The following is a 15,721-nucleotide window of genomic DNA, read 5'->3' on the forward strand; positions in this document are numbered from 1 at the left end:
AGATCTGAAAAATCTAGCCGCGCCGGTGGATCTAAACCCACGAGGCTTTGTGGTGAAAGAGGCGTTTAGCGATGCCTTTAACTACATGAAAAACGGCACCTTGCTGCGTCAAGTGATCAACAAGCTTAACGAGATCGATTTTACCGATTCCAACGAACGCCATCTTTTCGGCGATATTTACGAACAGATTCTGCGTGATCTGCAAAGCGCCGGTAATGCTGGTGAGTTCTATACTCCACGGGCAGTCACCCGCTTTATGGTCAACCGTATCGATCCTAAATTGGGTGAGAGTATTATGGACCCGGCCTGCGGTACCGGCGGATTTTTGGCCTGTGCCTTCGACCATGTCAAAGCCCATTACGTCAAAACCGCTGCCGATCATCAGACCCTGCAAAAACAGATTCACGGGGTGGAGAAAAAGCAGCTCCCCCATCTGCTGTGCACCACTAATATGCTATTGCATGGCATCGAGGTGCCGGTACAAGTACGCCACGGCAACACCCTGAACAAACCGCTTTCCAGCTGGGACGAAGAGATAGATGTCATCGTTACCAATCCGCCTTTTGGTGGCACCGAAGAGGACGGCATCGAGAAAAACTTCCCCGCCGAACTGCAAACCCGTGAAACCGCCGATCTATTTTTACAGTTGATTATCGATGTGTTGGCAGGCGCGGAAAATGGCCAAGGCGGACGCGCAGCGGTAGTACTGCCCGACGGCACCCTGTTTGGTGAAGGGGTAAAAACCAAGATCAAAAAACTGCTCACCGAAGAGTGCAACCTGCACACCATTGTGCGCCTGCCTAACGGTGTGTTTAACCCCTATACAGGTATTAAGACCAATATTCTGTTCTTTACCAAGGGTCAGCCTACAAAAGATATTTGGTTCTATGAGCATCCCTATCCCGAGGGCGTAAAAAACTACAACAAAACCAAGCCGATGCGTTTTGAAGAGTTTCAGGCCGAGATCGACTGGTGGGGCGATGAGGCCGATGGCTTTGCCGCACGGGTGGAAACCAAACAGGCGTGGAAGGTGAGTATCGACGACATCATCGCCCGTAACTTTAACCTCGATATTAAAAACCCTCACGTTGATGAGCAGATTAATCACGACCCCGACCAATTACTTGCCGACTTCACCACACAGCAACAAGCAATCGGCGAACTGCGCAATCAGCTTAAAGCGATTCTGGCTGATGCCCTCGGTAAGGGTGTGTGAGCATGGATATGATTACCGACAATATTGATATTTGGACTTCGGCCATTAAAACCCGATCATCCGCAGGGCGGGGCAGCAGTAAAAAGCTCGATCTATATGGCATCAAGAAACTGCGTGAACTGATTCTGGAATTGGCAGTGCGTGGCAAGCTAGTGCCGCAAGATCCCAACGATGAACCTGCCTCGGTATTGCTGGAACGGATAGCCGCCGAAAAAGCGCAGTTGGTCAAAGAGAAGAAGATTAAGAAGCAGAAGCCGCTGCCGGAGATTGGGGCGGATGAAAAGCCGTTTGCTCTTCCTTCTGGCTGGGACTGGATTCGTTTGGGGGAGTTATTCAACTCGATTATTAGTGGAGGTACACCTAGTAAAAGAGAAGATTCATTTTGGGCTGGAGACATTCCTTGGGCTAGTGTTAAAGACTTAGGAAAACAGCGATATATAACTAAAACTGAAGATTACATTACACAAAGCGGTCTGGATGCTGGAAGTAAACTTGCTGATATAGGTGATATTCTTATTTGTACAAGAATGGGGCTTGGCAAAGTTGGTGTTGCCAGTGTCCCCCTAGCGTTCAATCAGGATCTGAAGTCTGTAAAGCTAAGCTCTCTGGTCAATGTAGAGCACTTCCTGAACACTTATTCGACTATAAAGATTAAGGGCACTGGTACTACTGTTGCTGGGATTAAACAAGAGCAGTTACTTGGTTACGTGGTAGGTTTACCCCCGCTCTCCGAACAACACCGCATCGTCGCGAAAGTCGATGAGCTGATGGCGCTATGCGATCAACTGGAACAGCAAACGGAAGCCAGTATCGATGCCCACGCTACGCTGGTGGAAACCCTGCTCACAACCCTGACCAACAGCGCCGATGCTGCCGAGCTGGAACAGAACTGGACTCGTCTTGCCGACCACTTCGATACCCTATTCACCACCGAACAGAGCATCGACCAGCTGAAACAAACTGTCCTGCAACTGGCCGTGATGGGCAAACTCGTCCCCCAAGACCCCAATGACGAGCCCGCCGCCGTGCTGCTGGAAAGAATCGCCGCCGAAAAAGCGCGTTTGATCAAAGAGAAAAAGATCAAAAAGCAGAAACTACTGCCGCCGATTAGTGAGGATGATAAACCGTTTCTACTGCCGGAGGGCTGGGATCTGACGTATATGCAGGACATAACTAAGGTCGTTACATGCGGCATGGCTAGCACGCCAAAATATCACGAATCTGGGCGAATTTTTTTATCGGCAAAAAATGTTAAGCCATACAAATTTATGCCGGATGACCACAAATTTGTTGATGATGAAACATTCAGAAAGATTACCCAAAATGCGAACCCTGAAAAGGGAGACATATTGTTAACTCGAGTAGGTGCAGGTATTGGAGAAGCTGCAGTAATAGACATCGAGATTGAGTTTGCTTTTTACGTCAGCCTTACGTTAGTCAAACCGTTTCTAAACCAATTTAATTCATATTACTTACTCCATTGGCTCAATTCTCCAGAAGGAGTAAAGAAAAGCCTTGATAATATCTATGGAGCAGGCGTCTCCCAAGGTAACCTCAATGTAAACCAAGTCAGGAGCTTTGAAGTTCCGATTCCTCCATTAGCAGAACAAAACCGTATCGTTGCTAAAGTCGATCACCTAATGGCCCTCTGTGACCAGCTGAAAGCCCGCCTGCAACAGGCCCAGCAAACCCAACTGCATCTAGCCGATGCGCTGGTTGATCGTGCTATAGGGGAATAGCCATGCCATACGATAAGCCTTGGATCAGTTACCTCGAACAGTTGCAGCAGCTTAAAGATCGTGGGCTTGTTGTGACTGACGATGAGCGCGCGTTGGCTTACCTGGAACGGATTGGTTATTACCGTTTAAGTGGTTATTGGCACTCTTTTCGTGAACGAACCGGGGCTTGCTGCCCCCTCAAGGCAGAAGGGCGTAAGAAATTTAAACGAGGTAAAATAGATCATCTAACACTGGACAGTTTCAAAGCGGGTGCTAGCTTCCAACAGGCAGTTGATCTTTATGTATTTGATAAACGTTTGAGGTTGTTGGTTCTCGATGCGCTGGAAAGAATTGAAGTCGGTTTGCGGGTTGATATAGCGCATTCGCTAGGCCGTCTAGACCCCTTGGCTTACCTAAAACCAGAGCTATTGCATGATGAATTTTCCTCGGTGATTGATCCGCAGACAGGTTTAACGCCTCTGCACCGCTGGCAGGAAAAGCATGCCCGTTTAATCAATCGGTCTGGCGAGGCGTTTATTCAGCACAATAAAACAAAATATGGTTTGCCGCTGCCAATATGGATCGCTTGTGAAGTATGGGATTTTGGTACACTTTCGCATCTCTACGCAGGTATGCGAGCAGAAGAGCAGGATGCTATTTCACGTAAGTATGGTATTGCAAATGGCCGTACTTTTGCCTCTTGGCTAAGAAGTCTTAACTATTTGCGTAATGTCTGTGCGCATCACAGCCGGTTGTGGAACCGGAATATGCTTGAGCAGCCGAAGAAGCCTGGGCGAGGTGAAGCTTCTTTATTTGAAGGTGGTTGGGGTAACGGCCATATTCAGGCAAGGTCATTCTTAGTCTTTTGTATTGCACAGTTTATGTTACAGACGATTAATCCATCATCAACTTGGTGGCAACGCCTGACTGATTTACTTAACGATTTTCCTGATCTTGAGGAACTCGATCTGAACTTAAAAGGTATGGGTGTTATTGATGATTGGGATCATTGGGACTGGAATGACGGGTAATAAAAAACCCCTAAGCAACGATCCTGCAATGCAGTCTCACCGAAAGGGGCCGTATTGCTGGTAATTATGACGATAACTTGAGGATTGTCAACCGAAGGGTATAAAGATTTTTCCTAGTTTGAGAAGCGAAAAACCCCTATGAAAGCACCGGGGTTATAACGCCGACCGAGACTGCCCAATCCATTTGTCTTTATTCTAGGCGACTTTAGCTCTCTTGTTCAAGCCTGGCTTGAGACCATAGTAAAAGGCTGCCGGACCGATCGCAGTCGATAGGCCTAAATTTCCTCTTCTCTAACTGCTCTTGTTAGAATCATGTCATTGCCGTCTTTATCAACCGAATGGGTGCAGTAGTATCTTTGGCGCTTTTGCGGAGGTGTTTTTTTTGGCCAGTAATTCCAAGCGATAAATGTAATAAATGCCACTGCTACAATGATAAAAAATAGGTAGTTCATCGGTTTTAACCTCTATATTTCTCTATGCGCTGTTGCGGCATTATCGTAGTCCATATCCCATTCTTCAAGGGTTTGGTCTTCAGGTGCTTTATGTCCATTTAATGGATGTATAGTGGCACTAACTTGATTCTTTGTCTCTTTAACCTTTACTTCGTAGTGATTTATACACGTACCTGAAATAGTCTCTATAGCTGATAGGCAATGAGTTTGCGCACTTTCCTTGTCAGGAATGTTTGTCTGGTAATTGTTTGGCGTTTGTCTGGCCAATGTCTGCGTTATGTCAGCTACTGCCGCAAGGGAGATGAGCTTCTCATGTGTTATTGAAAATGGTTTTAATGTTTTATTAATCGCTTTCCCATTCTCATCAAGTTTAGCGCTTATCAATCTGTGTTTTAGTTTTCCCATACAATCATGAAAAGCGGAAAGCCTTCTTGGCAGAGGAATGTTCATATCACGCCAAAACTTCGTAAAGCTACTGTGTTCTTTAACCGTAAATCTTTTTTTGGGGAGTGGTTTATTTTCATCCCCGAACCGAGTGTTTCGTTCTCTTGTTAGTTTTGCATTAAATATTGCGTAGGCAGTATTGCCTGTAACAGGATTATACAACGTTAGATGGAGAGAGCCGGCTTTATGCTGAGTGTATAGGCCGGTAGTGTATTCTTGATAAGCAAAGCCAGTTTGATTTGATGTGATTAGAATTTCTGAGGCAACCTTTAGCCAGTTATCTTTTAACCAGCGGTCACTTGTTTGGGTGTCCTTGTTTTTGGGGATGAGGATTATCCTACCGTACTCAACGGCCAGATAGTCTGACCGTTGAAGTAGTGTTTTTAAAAGCTTAGACATGCGACTAAGCGGTTTTATTCAGTTGCTTTGAGGCTTCTATTCGATCAGCGATCCATTGTTGGATATCGGCTTCCTCCCAAGCCACTAATCGTCCGCCTAACGCGATAGGTTTTGGAAATTCATTTCGGGACATACGCGCATAGATACTGCTTCTGCTTAGCCCTGTGAAACGCTCTACTTCTGGTCTGCGTAATAGTCTGGTGGTGTTCATATCTTGCCTCTAGCTTCCGATGTGTATTTGATGAGGCAATGCTGAAGGGAAAATTGGTTAGGAAATAGATAAAACCCCTTTCGAAAAAGGGGTAAAGGGGGTTTAAGAGTTTGGGGGTCGCCCGCCCGGCTGATTTCTACCATCCCTTAGGATAGTGTCCATTTTTTCGGCAATCGCCTTGTTGTAGCCCTTATCTATGAACCACTGTAAAACCTGTTTTTTAAGCGGAGCAGTGTAGGGATCGTCTGGATCGTACAGCTCCCAAAAAATATTATTTGCTTCTAGTAGGTCATACAGTTGTGAGGATGTTTGCTTATGAAGGTTTAATTCAGAATGTTTGGTCGATTTTTGTGGCGGATCTATGTTGGGGAGTAGCGCTTTCACTTTTTCCTTAATATTGGGAACTCCAAAAGAATCAGAAAAAATGTATAAATCTTCTAATGTAAAATAAATGCCCTCTATGCTCTGAGGGTTAGTTGAGATTACTTCACCGGATGCAGTAAATACTTTTGTTAATGAAAAGTTAAAAAATGCGTTGTTTAGCTGCCGGTCGCCATCAGGGAAAAGTGTTATCGATTTCTCCGTAGTCATGCCTATATCGCCGGACTTGCAGCTGAGAGAGCCAATAAATTTTTGACGTCTTGCCTGTGTGTCAGGAAGAGAGGTATCTTCTTCATGTTGAATGCTTGTAATCAAGAAATAACCGTCAATATTTATATCAGTGGTGTGAAAAGGATTTGGGGGAGTTGTACTACTAACGCTTACCCATCCATTTACTTTGACATAAAAGTTCATACCTTCAGCTTCAAAGGGGTGTAGTTTAGTCAGTTTGTGAAAATGTTCGGCTTTGATAAATGCTATTTGGTCTTTATTCATGGTAATCCTTTAATGCTTCCCTGCTGCTCCAAAGCTAGCTGTGATGACATTTCCTGCCAATGCCTGCGCTTTAAGCTGATCCAAATAATTAGCCCAATGCTGCATCATCTGGGTACGTTGCTCTAAATGCTTTGTTCGGTTATAGGCTCTGCCATTTGCATCCTTCACCGCATGAGCAAGCTGCTGTTCTATCCATTCAACGCGGTAATTTAATTGTTCATCTAGTAATGTTCTAGCCATGGCCCTAAAGCCGTGAGCGGTCATGGTGTCGTTGCTATAGCCCATTGTGCGAAGAGCTACTCTAATTGCATTTTCTGACATGCAGCGGCTTCGCCCTCTAGCAGACGGGAAGATGTACTCGTCCTCTCTGACATAATGGAGGAGTTCTCTGAGTTCCTTGAGAACTGTAAGAGCCTGCTCGCAAAGGGGGATGATATGTTGCTGGTGGGTTTTCTCAGCCACTAGTTCAATGCGTAGTTCTTCATGATTTATATCTGACCATCGCAGGTGCCTTAATTCGCCAGGTCTACAGAAAAAAAGAGCAGAGAGTTTTAATGCAGCTTTTACAACAGGAGTGCCCTTAAATTCATCGATAGCGGCCATCAAATGGCCAGCTTCTTTTGGGGTGGTAATTGCTGAAAAATGCTTAGTTTTAGCTGGTTTGAGAGCACCTTTAAGATCAGGGGAGGGGTCTCGCTCTGCTCTCCCTGTAGCTATAGCATAACGAAACACTTGCCCAGCGATCTGTTTGTCTCTATGGGCTGTTTCTACTGCGCCTCGATCTTCGACCTTTCTAAGCGCGGCTAGCAACATGGGAGCAGTGACTTCGCTAATCGGAGTTGTGCCGATAGAAGGAAAAAGATCGTGCTCGAGCGCTCTTAATACGCGTTTTTGATATCCGGGGGTTTTATCGCTCTGTTTTGTTTCAAACCATTCAAGGGCTACGGATCTGAAAGCATTGTCGGCTAGGAGCTTTTGGGAAGCTTTCTGGGCTTTTTTATGCGCAGATGGATCAATACCATCTCTAAGTAGCATACGGGCCTCATCTTGCTTCTCTCTTGCTTTCTTTAAGCTAACTTCGGGGTAGGGGCCAAAAGAAAGTTTCTTCTCTTTGCGGTTGAAGCGGTATTTCAAATAGAAAAGCTTAGAGCCATTCTTTTTTACCAATACATACAGGCCTTTCTCATCGGAAAGTTTGTAGTCCTTTTCACTGGCTTTGGCTGTTTTGATAGCTCGGTCTGTTAACGGCATGATTACTTCCTGTATTCAGTCCAATTTGGGGGCCTCACTTTTGGAGTGGTTAAAAGCCCCCAAGAAGGCCCCTGTTAAATGGGGGCTTTCTAAGGATGTGTAAAGAACAGCTAGGAAGTGAGTATACACAAAAAACCCCACATGAGTGGGGTTTGGAGTACTTATCGGTAGCGATAAGATTTATGTTTGGTGGAGATGGCGGGGGTCGAACCCGCGTCCGTCAATCCTCCGCCTCAAGATCTACATGTTTAGGTTTCTCTATTTAATTAACCCGTCACGACCCGAGAACCAGGGTGTTATGGGCGAGCCTTTTTAGTTTTAACCGTTCAGCTTAAGGCAAAGCATCCGGGCGATTCTGTCTCGAATGATACCGCAAAATCCTTTAGTTACAGACACCTGAAGGAGCGGCACAAGCCGACTTAAGCGGCTAGAGCGTAGTTATCGTCGTTAGCAACTATAACTGTGTAGTGAGGGATTTACGAGATCCACTACATTCTCGACATGCACCTAAGGTTTTGTAATCAGCGTCGAAGCCAAGTCATCCCCAGATCTTGGCATTATAACTGCTGTTTGTGTCTGTGCATAAGTCTTTCTTTAATAAATTGTATTCATTTTACTGTTGGCGGCCTAATTGATCGCAGAATGATTCCAGATCCTTGCTGGCTTTTGCTGGTGTTTTGTCGAGTGATGCTAGGTTAGCTTCGATAAAAGCAGCCAGTACCGCGGGTCTGGCGGTTGCTGGGATGTTCTTCTCTTCCATGACGGCTTCAAAGGCGCTCGAGTACTGCTCTTTAGCTTCGGGCGTCATTGCATTGAGTCTTTCCCATAAGGCGGTGAAACCTGCACTTTCGCGTGAGGACGGAGCTAAGGCGCCTATGATCTCAAGGATGGTTGAGAGGCTCGCTCCAGATACTTGCCCGGCGGTTTCGCCTATAAAGCTGCCTGCGCCATTCGGAATCAATATTCCTGCAATATAAAGCCCTGTTCCCCAAGTTAATGATGACTCTGCATTTTCAATTGCTTGGCCATCCATTGTGCCGGAGGCTTCACCGATACGGGCTTGATCAACGGCGCGTATTGATTGAAGTAGACCGGGCAATCCCATGACTGCGCTGGTGCCCATGCCTGCAATTAAACCGACAGCTGCGGGTGTACCTGCACCGCCCGTTATGATGCCGACGGCGATGCCTGCGGTGATACCGGAGATTGATCTTACCCAAGCTTCAGTAGATAGCTGGGAGTTGCCTCTATCAATCGCTTGGTTAATGCACAGAACAATAAAGCTGCTTTGGCTGGCACCTAAAGAGCGAATGAGCCCCTCTTGAGCGCCGGGAAGTTGGCAGATGGTTGCGAAAAGGGATTGCGGTGCGATTACTCTAAAATCTGTGAGTGTCTCACTGATTAGGCGGCTGGTGGCGCTTATGCTGCTGGCCATCCGTTGTGTACTATCTAAGGCAACGACGGACTCTATTCCTAGTCCGTCCATAATCTGCTGCCCGGCTTCTTGGGTTGTTCGGTCGGATGAGGTGGCCATCGCTCTTAGCCGTACTTGCCATTCTGTGAGTTGCGCTTCATTCCTGCTGAGCGCATTGAGTGACCGTACCGCTTGTTCCATCATGGATACGGCTTGAGCGTGGGTTTCCCATGCGAGCTGCCCGGTTAAAGAGTCTTTAACTTTACCGTGGAGGAATACGTTCACACGCCCTTTGTGGTCATTGCTCATGGTGGCGTAGCGGCGGACAATTGCATTCCAGATGTTGTTGTTGACCTGTAGTTGAGGGTTGCTGGCAGCAAAGCTTCTGAAATTTCGATTGCGCAGTGCTGTGTTGAATGAATCCGTATGGTTTACAAAGCGGTCTAGGCCATCGATTGAATCCCAAAACAGCCCTTCATCAATAGGATGTGCACTAAGAGTGGCGATGATGCGGTCAAATGCATCAATGGTTAGTGATTGTTGAGGGGTGATACGGTTGTTTAAACCGTCACTGCCTGCTCGAGATAAAGCGGCTGCGGTTTGCTGTCCTGGTGTGCACATGTTGCCTCCTATTGGCGTTTTTTTATGCCAAGTCTTTGCATGTTTTCACTGTTTTGGTCCATCAACTACATGTCGTCTTTTCTACTGCGGTTGTGATAAATCAGAAAGCCTGCTGAGTTGTGATGCGTCTAAATTGGATAGCCCACTGACTTGCCTGAGCGCATTTTGTAATGCCGAGCCTCCGGGTGCCGTTTGTTCCTGTTGCGCAGAGGCTGTGTTATTTAACAGCGCTTGTATCTGCAATGCGTCGGGTTTCTCAGCGGAGCCTGACGTTTGTTCTGATAACTGTCTGATTAGGTTGGCTAGATCGGGTCCGCTGGTATTCATGTTTAAACCTTTTCTTAGATGATGAGCTCTAATCGCTGATCAGCTTCAATAAACTCGCCTGCTTTAAGGGAGGTTGCTGTCACAATTTTGCTATCGGCTGCATTGGCCGGTTTAACTTGATGATCAATTCCTAAACGCCCAAGAAGTACTTTTGCGGTGGCTAAAGGCTGGCCGACGACATGCGGCACAATGTTTAAGTTGTCTACTTGAATGGGGGCAGGCACTGGCAGAAACTTAAGCGTGAGTTTGCTGCTGGCTTGTACGTTAAATTCGAACTGGTTTTGGTAGCTAGCGTCGACGGTAGTGCCTTGTAATTCGGTTTTTCTGTTGCCGTTTCTGTCTTGCGTTTGGCGCAGAGACAAGGCCATGTTGATCTCTGCTGTGGCTTCTGGAATTACATACCAAGTCGGGCGATAACCGATGTTCCTTAGCTCCGCCACGGTTTCATCATCACTACTGTAGATCTGTTTCATGTTTTCAATGGTTTTGGCATCAATGGCAAATTGTGCCTCAGCAACGCCAGTGCCTATTTCTGAGATCATTTCACCTAGCGGCGCGGCCAGCACATCTTTAAAAATATCGTTATGAGACATGTTTAAGCTCCTGTGCGGGGAGACACCCCGATGATTAGCATTATTTCGGCGTCATCATTGATAGGGGCGCCGGCTTTAGGGGTTTGGCTGATGATCTTGCCTGTTTCGTTATGTTGTTCTGGGGGCAGTTGTTGGTTGTACCACTGTGCTTCCAATTGCATCTCATCCAGTCGCCTTGAAGCTAGACTGTGGGTATAGCCCGTCAGGTCAGGCATTTTAAGCACTTCAGCAGCTGACTGCTCCGTGCCTTCGTTAATATCTAGATCTAAAACCAGTGTGGATAAAAGCCTTGGGTCGATAAGCGATAAACTGCTGGCGTCTTTGATAAGGCGAACTTTATCTTTGCTGCTACCCGGGAGTACCTTTAGATCCATTTTGGCGCTTCTGAGTTGAAATCGTCCTTTGTTCTGCGTGTCTGCTTTGTTTAGCGCTTCCATGGCAGAGGAGATAACTTCGTCTTTACTGAGTTCTTGTGTTTGGATCGAAGGTTTAGCGTTTGGTTTGAGCTTCTCTAGCTCAAGAATGCGCAGATCTTTAGCTTTAAGTTGCTTGGCAATATCCAAATTAGTTTGGGTTAGCTTGTTGATCTCTAAACTATTTTCTTTTCTTTGTTTCTCATGGCTTTGAGATGAATTTTGGGCTGCTCTTTTTAACTGTTCGATTTGAGAACTTAGCGTTGATGCGGACTTTTTACTGGCTTTAAGTTGATTGGAAAGCGTTTCATTGGTGGTTTTTAATGTTTTTAACTGTGTTGTGCTTGCGTTGCTGGCTGAGAGATTGACGGCTGTGGAGGATACCGAGGTTGGAATACGGTAGAACGCCGTACTTGCCATCGTCAGTACGGGGCTTGTACTGACTTTTACGGTACCAAAATCTAGCTTTTTACTGCTATAACTGGAGGGCGTGTTGGTGAGATTGACCCATTTCCCATTCTGTTGGGTGCGTAATACCACACGGGGTAAAAAGCTTTTCAGTGTCGCGCTGTTTTGGGCTTTAAATTGTCCGTTAGATAAGGTTCGGCCTGAGGCGATACGTTGAGTGCGGCCTGCTAAATTATAAAAACAGACATCTACGGAAACGCTTTTTAACGCTTTGTTATTGCTATCAACAAGTGTGGCTAAGATTTGCAGTGCCATTATTTATCTCCTATTGATGTCTGTAGAGCAGTGTTTCTGTTTTAGATAAGAGATCAGCACTGATCGCAATCATCTGTTTTTTTTGTTCGGAGGTCGCAATGCTGAGTTGGCAAGTTGCGTAGCCGTTAGCATCTAGTTCTAGCGTTGATTGGCTTAAGTTGGTGCCACTTTTTAACGCGCCTCTGCGTTCTTGTTTGTTGAGTTTTTCTGATAGTTCTCGGTCAATGTTGATCTCTATCAGTTGATTGCTTAGGGGCTGACCTACACTGTCACTGCCTCGTAGCTCTATTTTGACTTTGGTCGCTGAGGCTTTTGTTGCGCTGAGTGTGACGACTGGAGTGGGGCGGCCTGAATCGATGGGGGTGGCTACCATCACACCACGGATGACACTGCTAGCTGTTTGGGTATTGTTGCTTGTGCTGGAGGGGCGAAAGGCAAGTTTTGATTTCAGACTTCGGCTTGAAGCGTTATTGCTTGAAGAGGTTGATGTCATATCAAGCTTGAGTTCAAACTCCATTTTGGGGATATGGTAAACCAGCGCTTCTTGGCCATAGGCATTAAGCACAGGAGAGCGATTAAGTGTGCTCTGAGCTTGAGTCAGGCCATCTGCTAAATTGATCAGGAAGTCATCTAAATTTTGCCCTTGGGCTACCTGATTTGTCATGTCATATACTCCACATTAATCATCTGAGGCTAGAGCCCCCACAGTGCTTGCTCATTACGTCTTTCAATCTGTCGTTGTAATGCGCGCGCTTGTCGTTTTTGTTCTTGTAGTTCGAAAGAGCGTGCTTCTTTCTGTTTCTGTAGGATGCGTGCTTGAGTCTGCTGTTGTCTGGCTGCTAACTCATCTAAAACTGATCTCTGTTTGTGTTGCTGCTCTTTTTTAATGGCATCTCGCTCTAAATAGTCTGACTGCTCCTTTTTCTTGAGTAGGGCAGTTTTAAGAGCGAGCTCTTTTTGAGCTTTTAATCTTTCCAATTCTGCTAGTTCTCTTTGACGAGCAATTTTCTTGTATCGCTCTCTTTGCAGTTGCTCCTCCATGAGCTTTTGCTCGTGACTTCGTTTGGCTATTTGACGTTCACAGAGCCTTAAACGCTTTAATTCATCGAGTAGGATTTGGCGTTTTTGTTTTTTGTGTAGTTCCGCTTTTTCTAAAAGTAGTCTGCGCTTCTTCAGTTCTTTGGCTTGGTGTAACTGTTTTTCTTCATTTTTTCGTTGCAGCTTGATGCTCTCCAAGTGCTTCTTTTTCTTCTCAGCGAGAAGATGTTCCGCATGCAGGTTTTTTCGATCTCTTAAACGTGACTCTGCCGTGTGTACGGGCATTGGAAAGCGAATGCTGTCCCAGTTTTTTTCTTCAGGCTCGGAGCGCCCAAGCAGTTGATCCATCTCTTGCTCAAGAGTCTGATGTTGAGTGATCAGTTCTTTGAGCTCGTCGGATATCTGATCCATTTGAAGCAGATCCGCTAAGGTCTTTTCATCCTTTTGCTCAGGGAATGCAGGCGAAACAGATGCTTCGCCCGTTTCATCGTCTTCAAGTAGATCGCTCCAGTCTAAATACTCACTCATGTCCGACCTTTAATTTGGATCAGGTTGATTGCGTTCAACAATGGCGCGAATACGCTCTTCTAGTACTGCCGGAGGCGGAGTAGGTAAGATGCGACTTCGCATCAAGCTTGAGCCTTCAGCCGAATAGTTAAACTTATTGGCATAGCGAGCACTGACGGAAGTGGTCCGTACTTTTGCGTGGCCACCGATAATGAAGCCGAAAGCGGTTCCGCTCACTGATTTGCTTGAGCGTTTGCGCTCAAATTCAGATTGCTCGGTGAAGCTGATGGAGATCTTTATCTCGATGGTTGTGTCGGTAAATTGATAGAAGGTAGGGGTAAAGCCTAATTCAATTAGCGACATTTTTTGGCCATCGAAATGGACCATAGATTCTTTTGTTGTGACGCTGGTCTGTCCAGTGATTGGGTCTATTTCAGTGACTTCATACTCACCGCTCATCATCTGAGCGAGACGAAGACCACTTTCATCCATTGCGTATTGAGCTTCGGCGATGGCTAATCCCATACCGGTGATCATTTCACCAAAAGGTACATCACTGAGTTCACGTCCAATATTTACACGAGGCATAGCTTAGTACTCCTGCGTTAATTTGAAGTTAGGTATCGTCAGATGGATTTTCATTTTCAATCATTGCACGAACGCGTTCTTCAAAGGTTGCAGGGGCGGGGATTGGGACTAAATTGCAACGTAATAAACTTGCGCCTTCTGCGCTGTAGTTATATTTGCTGGAGTAGGTTGCATCGACGGTGGTGGTGCCGATTTTTGTTCTGCCGCCAAATATCGCACCAAAAACGCCACCTTTTCTTCTAGTCAGATCTTTGGTGGTGTTGGTTGTTTTAGTGCGTTCGATTTCACGTGACATCTTGATAGCAATTTTTACTTCAATAATGTTGTTCGTGAATTGATAAAAGGTGGGTGAAAAACCGAGCTCCATCATACTCAGCTTTTGAGAATTTCCATCCTCATCTTTACCGAAGAATACACGTGTGTCTTCTGTGCCGGTTATATTGCCAGCGTCATCCAAAATAGGCATTCGGCCGCCCATCATCTGAGCAACATGAACACTGGCTTGATCCAATTCGTATTGAGCGTCAGCGATGGCAAATGCCATCTCTCTGATCATCTCTCCCATGGGGACATTTAATAAGTCGCGTCCTATATTCGACATGGTCTACTCCTGTAAATTTAAATGATTGTTATTAGGGCGTATCAGTGTTTTTTGGTTTAGTTGCCTCTCGGCTGGCTAGCCAGTTTTGAAATGCATTGGGGGGTGGAATGGAAGCGATGCGTGCTTTAATTGAGCTGCTGGCTTCAGATGAAAAACTGTATTTACTGCTGAATGAAGCACTTACTGTTGCTGCAAACATGACAAAGTAGGCGGTGCCCCCAGCCATGACGGAGGTTCCAAATTTAGATTCAGTGCTGGTTGAGGTAGAAAGTGAAACCTTTATATCAATGGTCGCTTCGCTAAAATGGTAGAAAACAGGCGCAAACCCTAAGCTGATAAGAGACTGTTTTTCCCCTTCGCCTACATCAACACCGTGCCCCTCAGCATCACCCAGTTGCATCGCCATATTGATTGAGTTTATATCGAGCTCTCGTTGCGCAGATGCAATCGCACTACCTAATTGATTAAGCAGACTGGGTAGTGGGGACTGCTCTAAGCTTGCCATCACTTTATTATGTGACATGGTATATCCCCGAATTAGCCGTCTGTGTCTGTATCGCCATCGTCTGTTGGCGTGTCGTTATCCACAGGGGAGTTATTATCAACGACAGGGTCAGCAGGGGGCTTATTTGAGTCACTCATCAAGGGTGCAGGATCTGACGTGATCGATCCGCCTCCTGAAGCGGCATGGGTTTTTATCGCGTCTAGAAACGCTTGCGGTGGTGGGACTGAGCGCATCGTTGTTTTTATGCGTGAGACGGCTTCCATATCAAATTCGTATTTATGGTGGAGATCAAAGGATATAGAGCCTGCAAAGGCGACAGGGAAGCCAGAGCTGGCTGTCGTCCCTGCTTCGGCTTCTCCTCCAATATCAATGCCGGATTCAACGCGTACAGATATCGTGACCTTAAATTCCATCTCAGTTTCAGTGAAATGGTAAAACTGAGGGATAAAACCGAGTTCTAAAAGGCTTCGATCGCGGGGTATGCCTTCTGCGTCGTTAAACGTAACTTGAGTTTCGCTCAGTAAAGTCGCGGCTTTAACCGATGTCGCATCGAGTTCATATTGTGCGGAGGCGATGGCTTTTGCTGTATTTTCGATAAGTTTTGGGATCGGCACGTCCATAAGTGCTTGCCCAGGAGTCATTCCGGCGACTTGATTATCAAAATTCATCATTCTCTCCTTTATTCCATTTACACAGGTGAAGGTGCAAAACGGCAGACCTTTTTTAACAGGTCAATTGCATTTTCAACTGCTTATTAGCAGTGATAGAAATCCTTTCTACAGCAATGTTCAGA

Annotated in this window: 18 protein-coding genes and 1 other RNA gene; 3 read left to right on the plus strand and 16 right to left on the minus strand. The window is 46.0% G+C overall.

The window, feature by feature from the left end:
* The 3 genes from B4K11_RS05700 to B4K11_RS05710 form a co-directional block, all read left to right on the plus strand.
* Nucleotides 1-1,216, plus strand: a 1,216-nt coding sequence (locus B4K11_RS05700; protein ID WP_292959275.1) for an N-6 DNA methylase, incomplete at its 5' end; no start/stop codon positions are given.
* Nucleotides 1,217-1,218: 2 nt separating this feature from the next.
* Nucleotides 1,219-2,955, plus strand: coding sequence for a restriction endonuclease subunit S (locus B4K11_RS05705; RefSeq protein ID WP_292957283.1), 1,737 nt, complete (start codon nucleotides 1,219-1,221; stop codon nucleotides 2,953-2,955).
* 2 nt (nucleotides 2,956-2,957) lie between these two features.
* Nucleotides 2,958-3,965 (plus strand): Abi family protein, encoded by a 1,008-nt coding sequence (locus B4K11_RS05710; protein WP_292957285.1) that lies wholly within the window; start codon nucleotides 2,958-2,960, stop codon nucleotides 3,963-3,965.
* Nucleotides 3,966-4,240: 275 nt separating this feature from the next.
* On the opposite strand, the gene B4K11_RS05715 is transcribed toward B4K11_RS05710, so the two are convergent.
* The 16 genes from B4K11_RS05715 to B4K11_RS05790 all read right to left on the minus strand — a co-directional run bounded on the left by B4K11_RS05715 (nucleotide 4,241) and on the right by B4K11_RS05790 (nucleotide 15,599).
* Nucleotides 4,241-4,417, minus strand: coding sequence for a hypothetical protein (locus B4K11_RS05715; RefSeq protein WP_292957287.1), 177 nt, complete (start codon nucleotides 4,415-4,417; stop codon nucleotides 4,241-4,243).
* Nucleotides 4,418-4,429: 12 nt separating this feature from the next.
* On the minus strand, nucleotides 4,430-5,260 hold the full coding sequence (locus B4K11_RS05720; protein ID WP_292959276.1) for a hypothetical protein: 831 nt from the start codon (nucleotides 5,258-5,260) through the stop codon (nucleotides 4,430-4,432).
* Nucleotides 5,261-5,264: 4 nt separating this feature from the next.
* A complete protein-coding gene (locus B4K11_RS05725) occupies nucleotides 5,265-5,471 on the minus strand; it encodes a helix-turn-helix transcriptional regulator (RefSeq protein ID WP_292950509.1) in 207 nt (68 codons plus the stop codon).
* Nucleotides 5,472-5,573: 102 nt separating this feature from the next.
* Complete coding sequence (locus B4K11_RS05730) at nucleotides 5,574-6,347, minus strand: hypothetical protein (protein ID WP_292950508.1); 774 nt, start codon at nucleotides 6,345-6,347, stop codon at nucleotides 5,574-5,576.
* A gap of 9 nt (nucleotides 6,348-6,356) precedes the next feature.
* Nucleotides 6,357-7,598 (minus strand): tyrosine-type recombinase/integrase, encoded by a 1,242-nt coding sequence (locus tag B4K11_RS05735; protein WP_292950507.1) that lies wholly within the window; start codon nucleotides 7,596-7,598, stop codon nucleotides 6,357-6,359.
* A gap of 187 nt (nucleotides 7,599-7,785) precedes the next feature.
* Nucleotides 7,786-8,144: a transfer-messenger RNA gene (ssrA, locus tag B4K11_RS05740) on the minus strand.
* Between the two features lie 67 nt (nucleotides 8,145-8,211).
* Complete coding sequence (locus B4K11_RS05745) at nucleotides 8,212-9,633, minus strand: hypothetical protein (protein ID WP_292950506.1); 1,422 nt, start codon at nucleotides 9,631-9,633, stop codon at nucleotides 8,212-8,214.
* A gap of 81 nt (nucleotides 9,634-9,714) precedes the next feature.
* The gene (locus B4K11_RS05750; RefSeq protein ID WP_292959277.1) at nucleotides 9,715-9,960 is read right to left on the minus strand and encodes a hypothetical protein; all 246 of its coding nucleotides are present in this window, start codon (nucleotides 9,958-9,960) and stop codon (nucleotides 9,715-9,717) included.
* Between the two features lie 14 nt (nucleotides 9,961-9,974).
* Nucleotides 9,975-10,553, minus strand: coding sequence for a PASTA domain-containing protein (locus B4K11_RS05755; protein WP_292959278.1), 579 nt, complete (start codon nucleotides 10,551-10,553; stop codon nucleotides 9,975-9,977).
* A gap of 2 nt (nucleotides 10,554-10,555) precedes the next feature.
* Nucleotides 10,556-11,689 (minus strand): PASTA domain-containing protein, encoded by a 1,134-nt coding sequence (locus B4K11_RS05760; RefSeq protein WP_292950503.1) that lies wholly within the window; start codon nucleotides 11,687-11,689, stop codon nucleotides 10,556-10,558.
* A gap of 10 nt (nucleotides 11,690-11,699) precedes the next feature.
* Nucleotides 11,700-12,353 carry a hypothetical protein gene (locus B4K11_RS05765; RefSeq protein ID WP_292950502.1) on the minus strand — a complete coding sequence of 218 codons (654 nt, stop codon included), beginning with the start codon at nucleotides 12,351-12,353 and terminating at the stop codon, nucleotides 11,700-11,702.
* A 29-nt stretch (nucleotides 12,354-12,382) separates the two neighbouring features.
* The gene (locus B4K11_RS05770; protein WP_292950501.1) at nucleotides 12,383-13,255 is read right to left on the minus strand and encodes a hypothetical protein; all 873 of its coding nucleotides are present in this window, start codon (nucleotides 13,253-13,255) and stop codon (nucleotides 12,383-12,385) included.
* 9 nt (nucleotides 13,256-13,264) lie between these two features.
* Nucleotides 13,265-13,822: a hypothetical protein gene (locus B4K11_RS05775; RefSeq protein WP_292950500.1), complete on the minus strand. Its 558-nt coding sequence runs from the start codon at nucleotides 13,820-13,822 to the stop codon at nucleotides 13,265-13,267.
* Nucleotides 13,823-13,850: 28 nt separating this feature from the next.
* Nucleotides 13,851-14,423 carry a hypothetical protein gene (locus B4K11_RS05780; protein ID WP_292950499.1) on the minus strand — a complete coding sequence of 191 codons (573 nt, stop codon included), beginning with the start codon at nucleotides 14,421-14,423 and terminating at the stop codon, nucleotides 13,851-13,853.
* A gap of 31 nt (nucleotides 14,424-14,454) precedes the next feature.
* Entirely contained in the window at nucleotides 14,455-14,946 is a 492-nt protein-coding gene (locus B4K11_RS05785; protein ID WP_292950498.1) for a hypothetical protein, read from the minus strand.
* Nucleotides 14,947-14,960: 14 nt separating this feature from the next.
* Complete coding sequence (locus B4K11_RS05790) at nucleotides 14,961-15,599, minus strand: hypothetical protein (protein ID WP_292950497.1); 639 nt, start codon at nucleotides 15,597-15,599, stop codon at nucleotides 14,961-14,963.
* Between the last annotated feature and the right edge of the window lie 122 nt (nucleotides 15,600-15,721).

The sequence above is a fragment of the Neptuniibacter sp. UBA6509 genome, assembly GCA_002435145.1.
GTDB lineage: Bacteria > Pseudomonadota > Gammaproteobacteria > Pseudomonadales > Balneatricaceae > Neptuniibacter.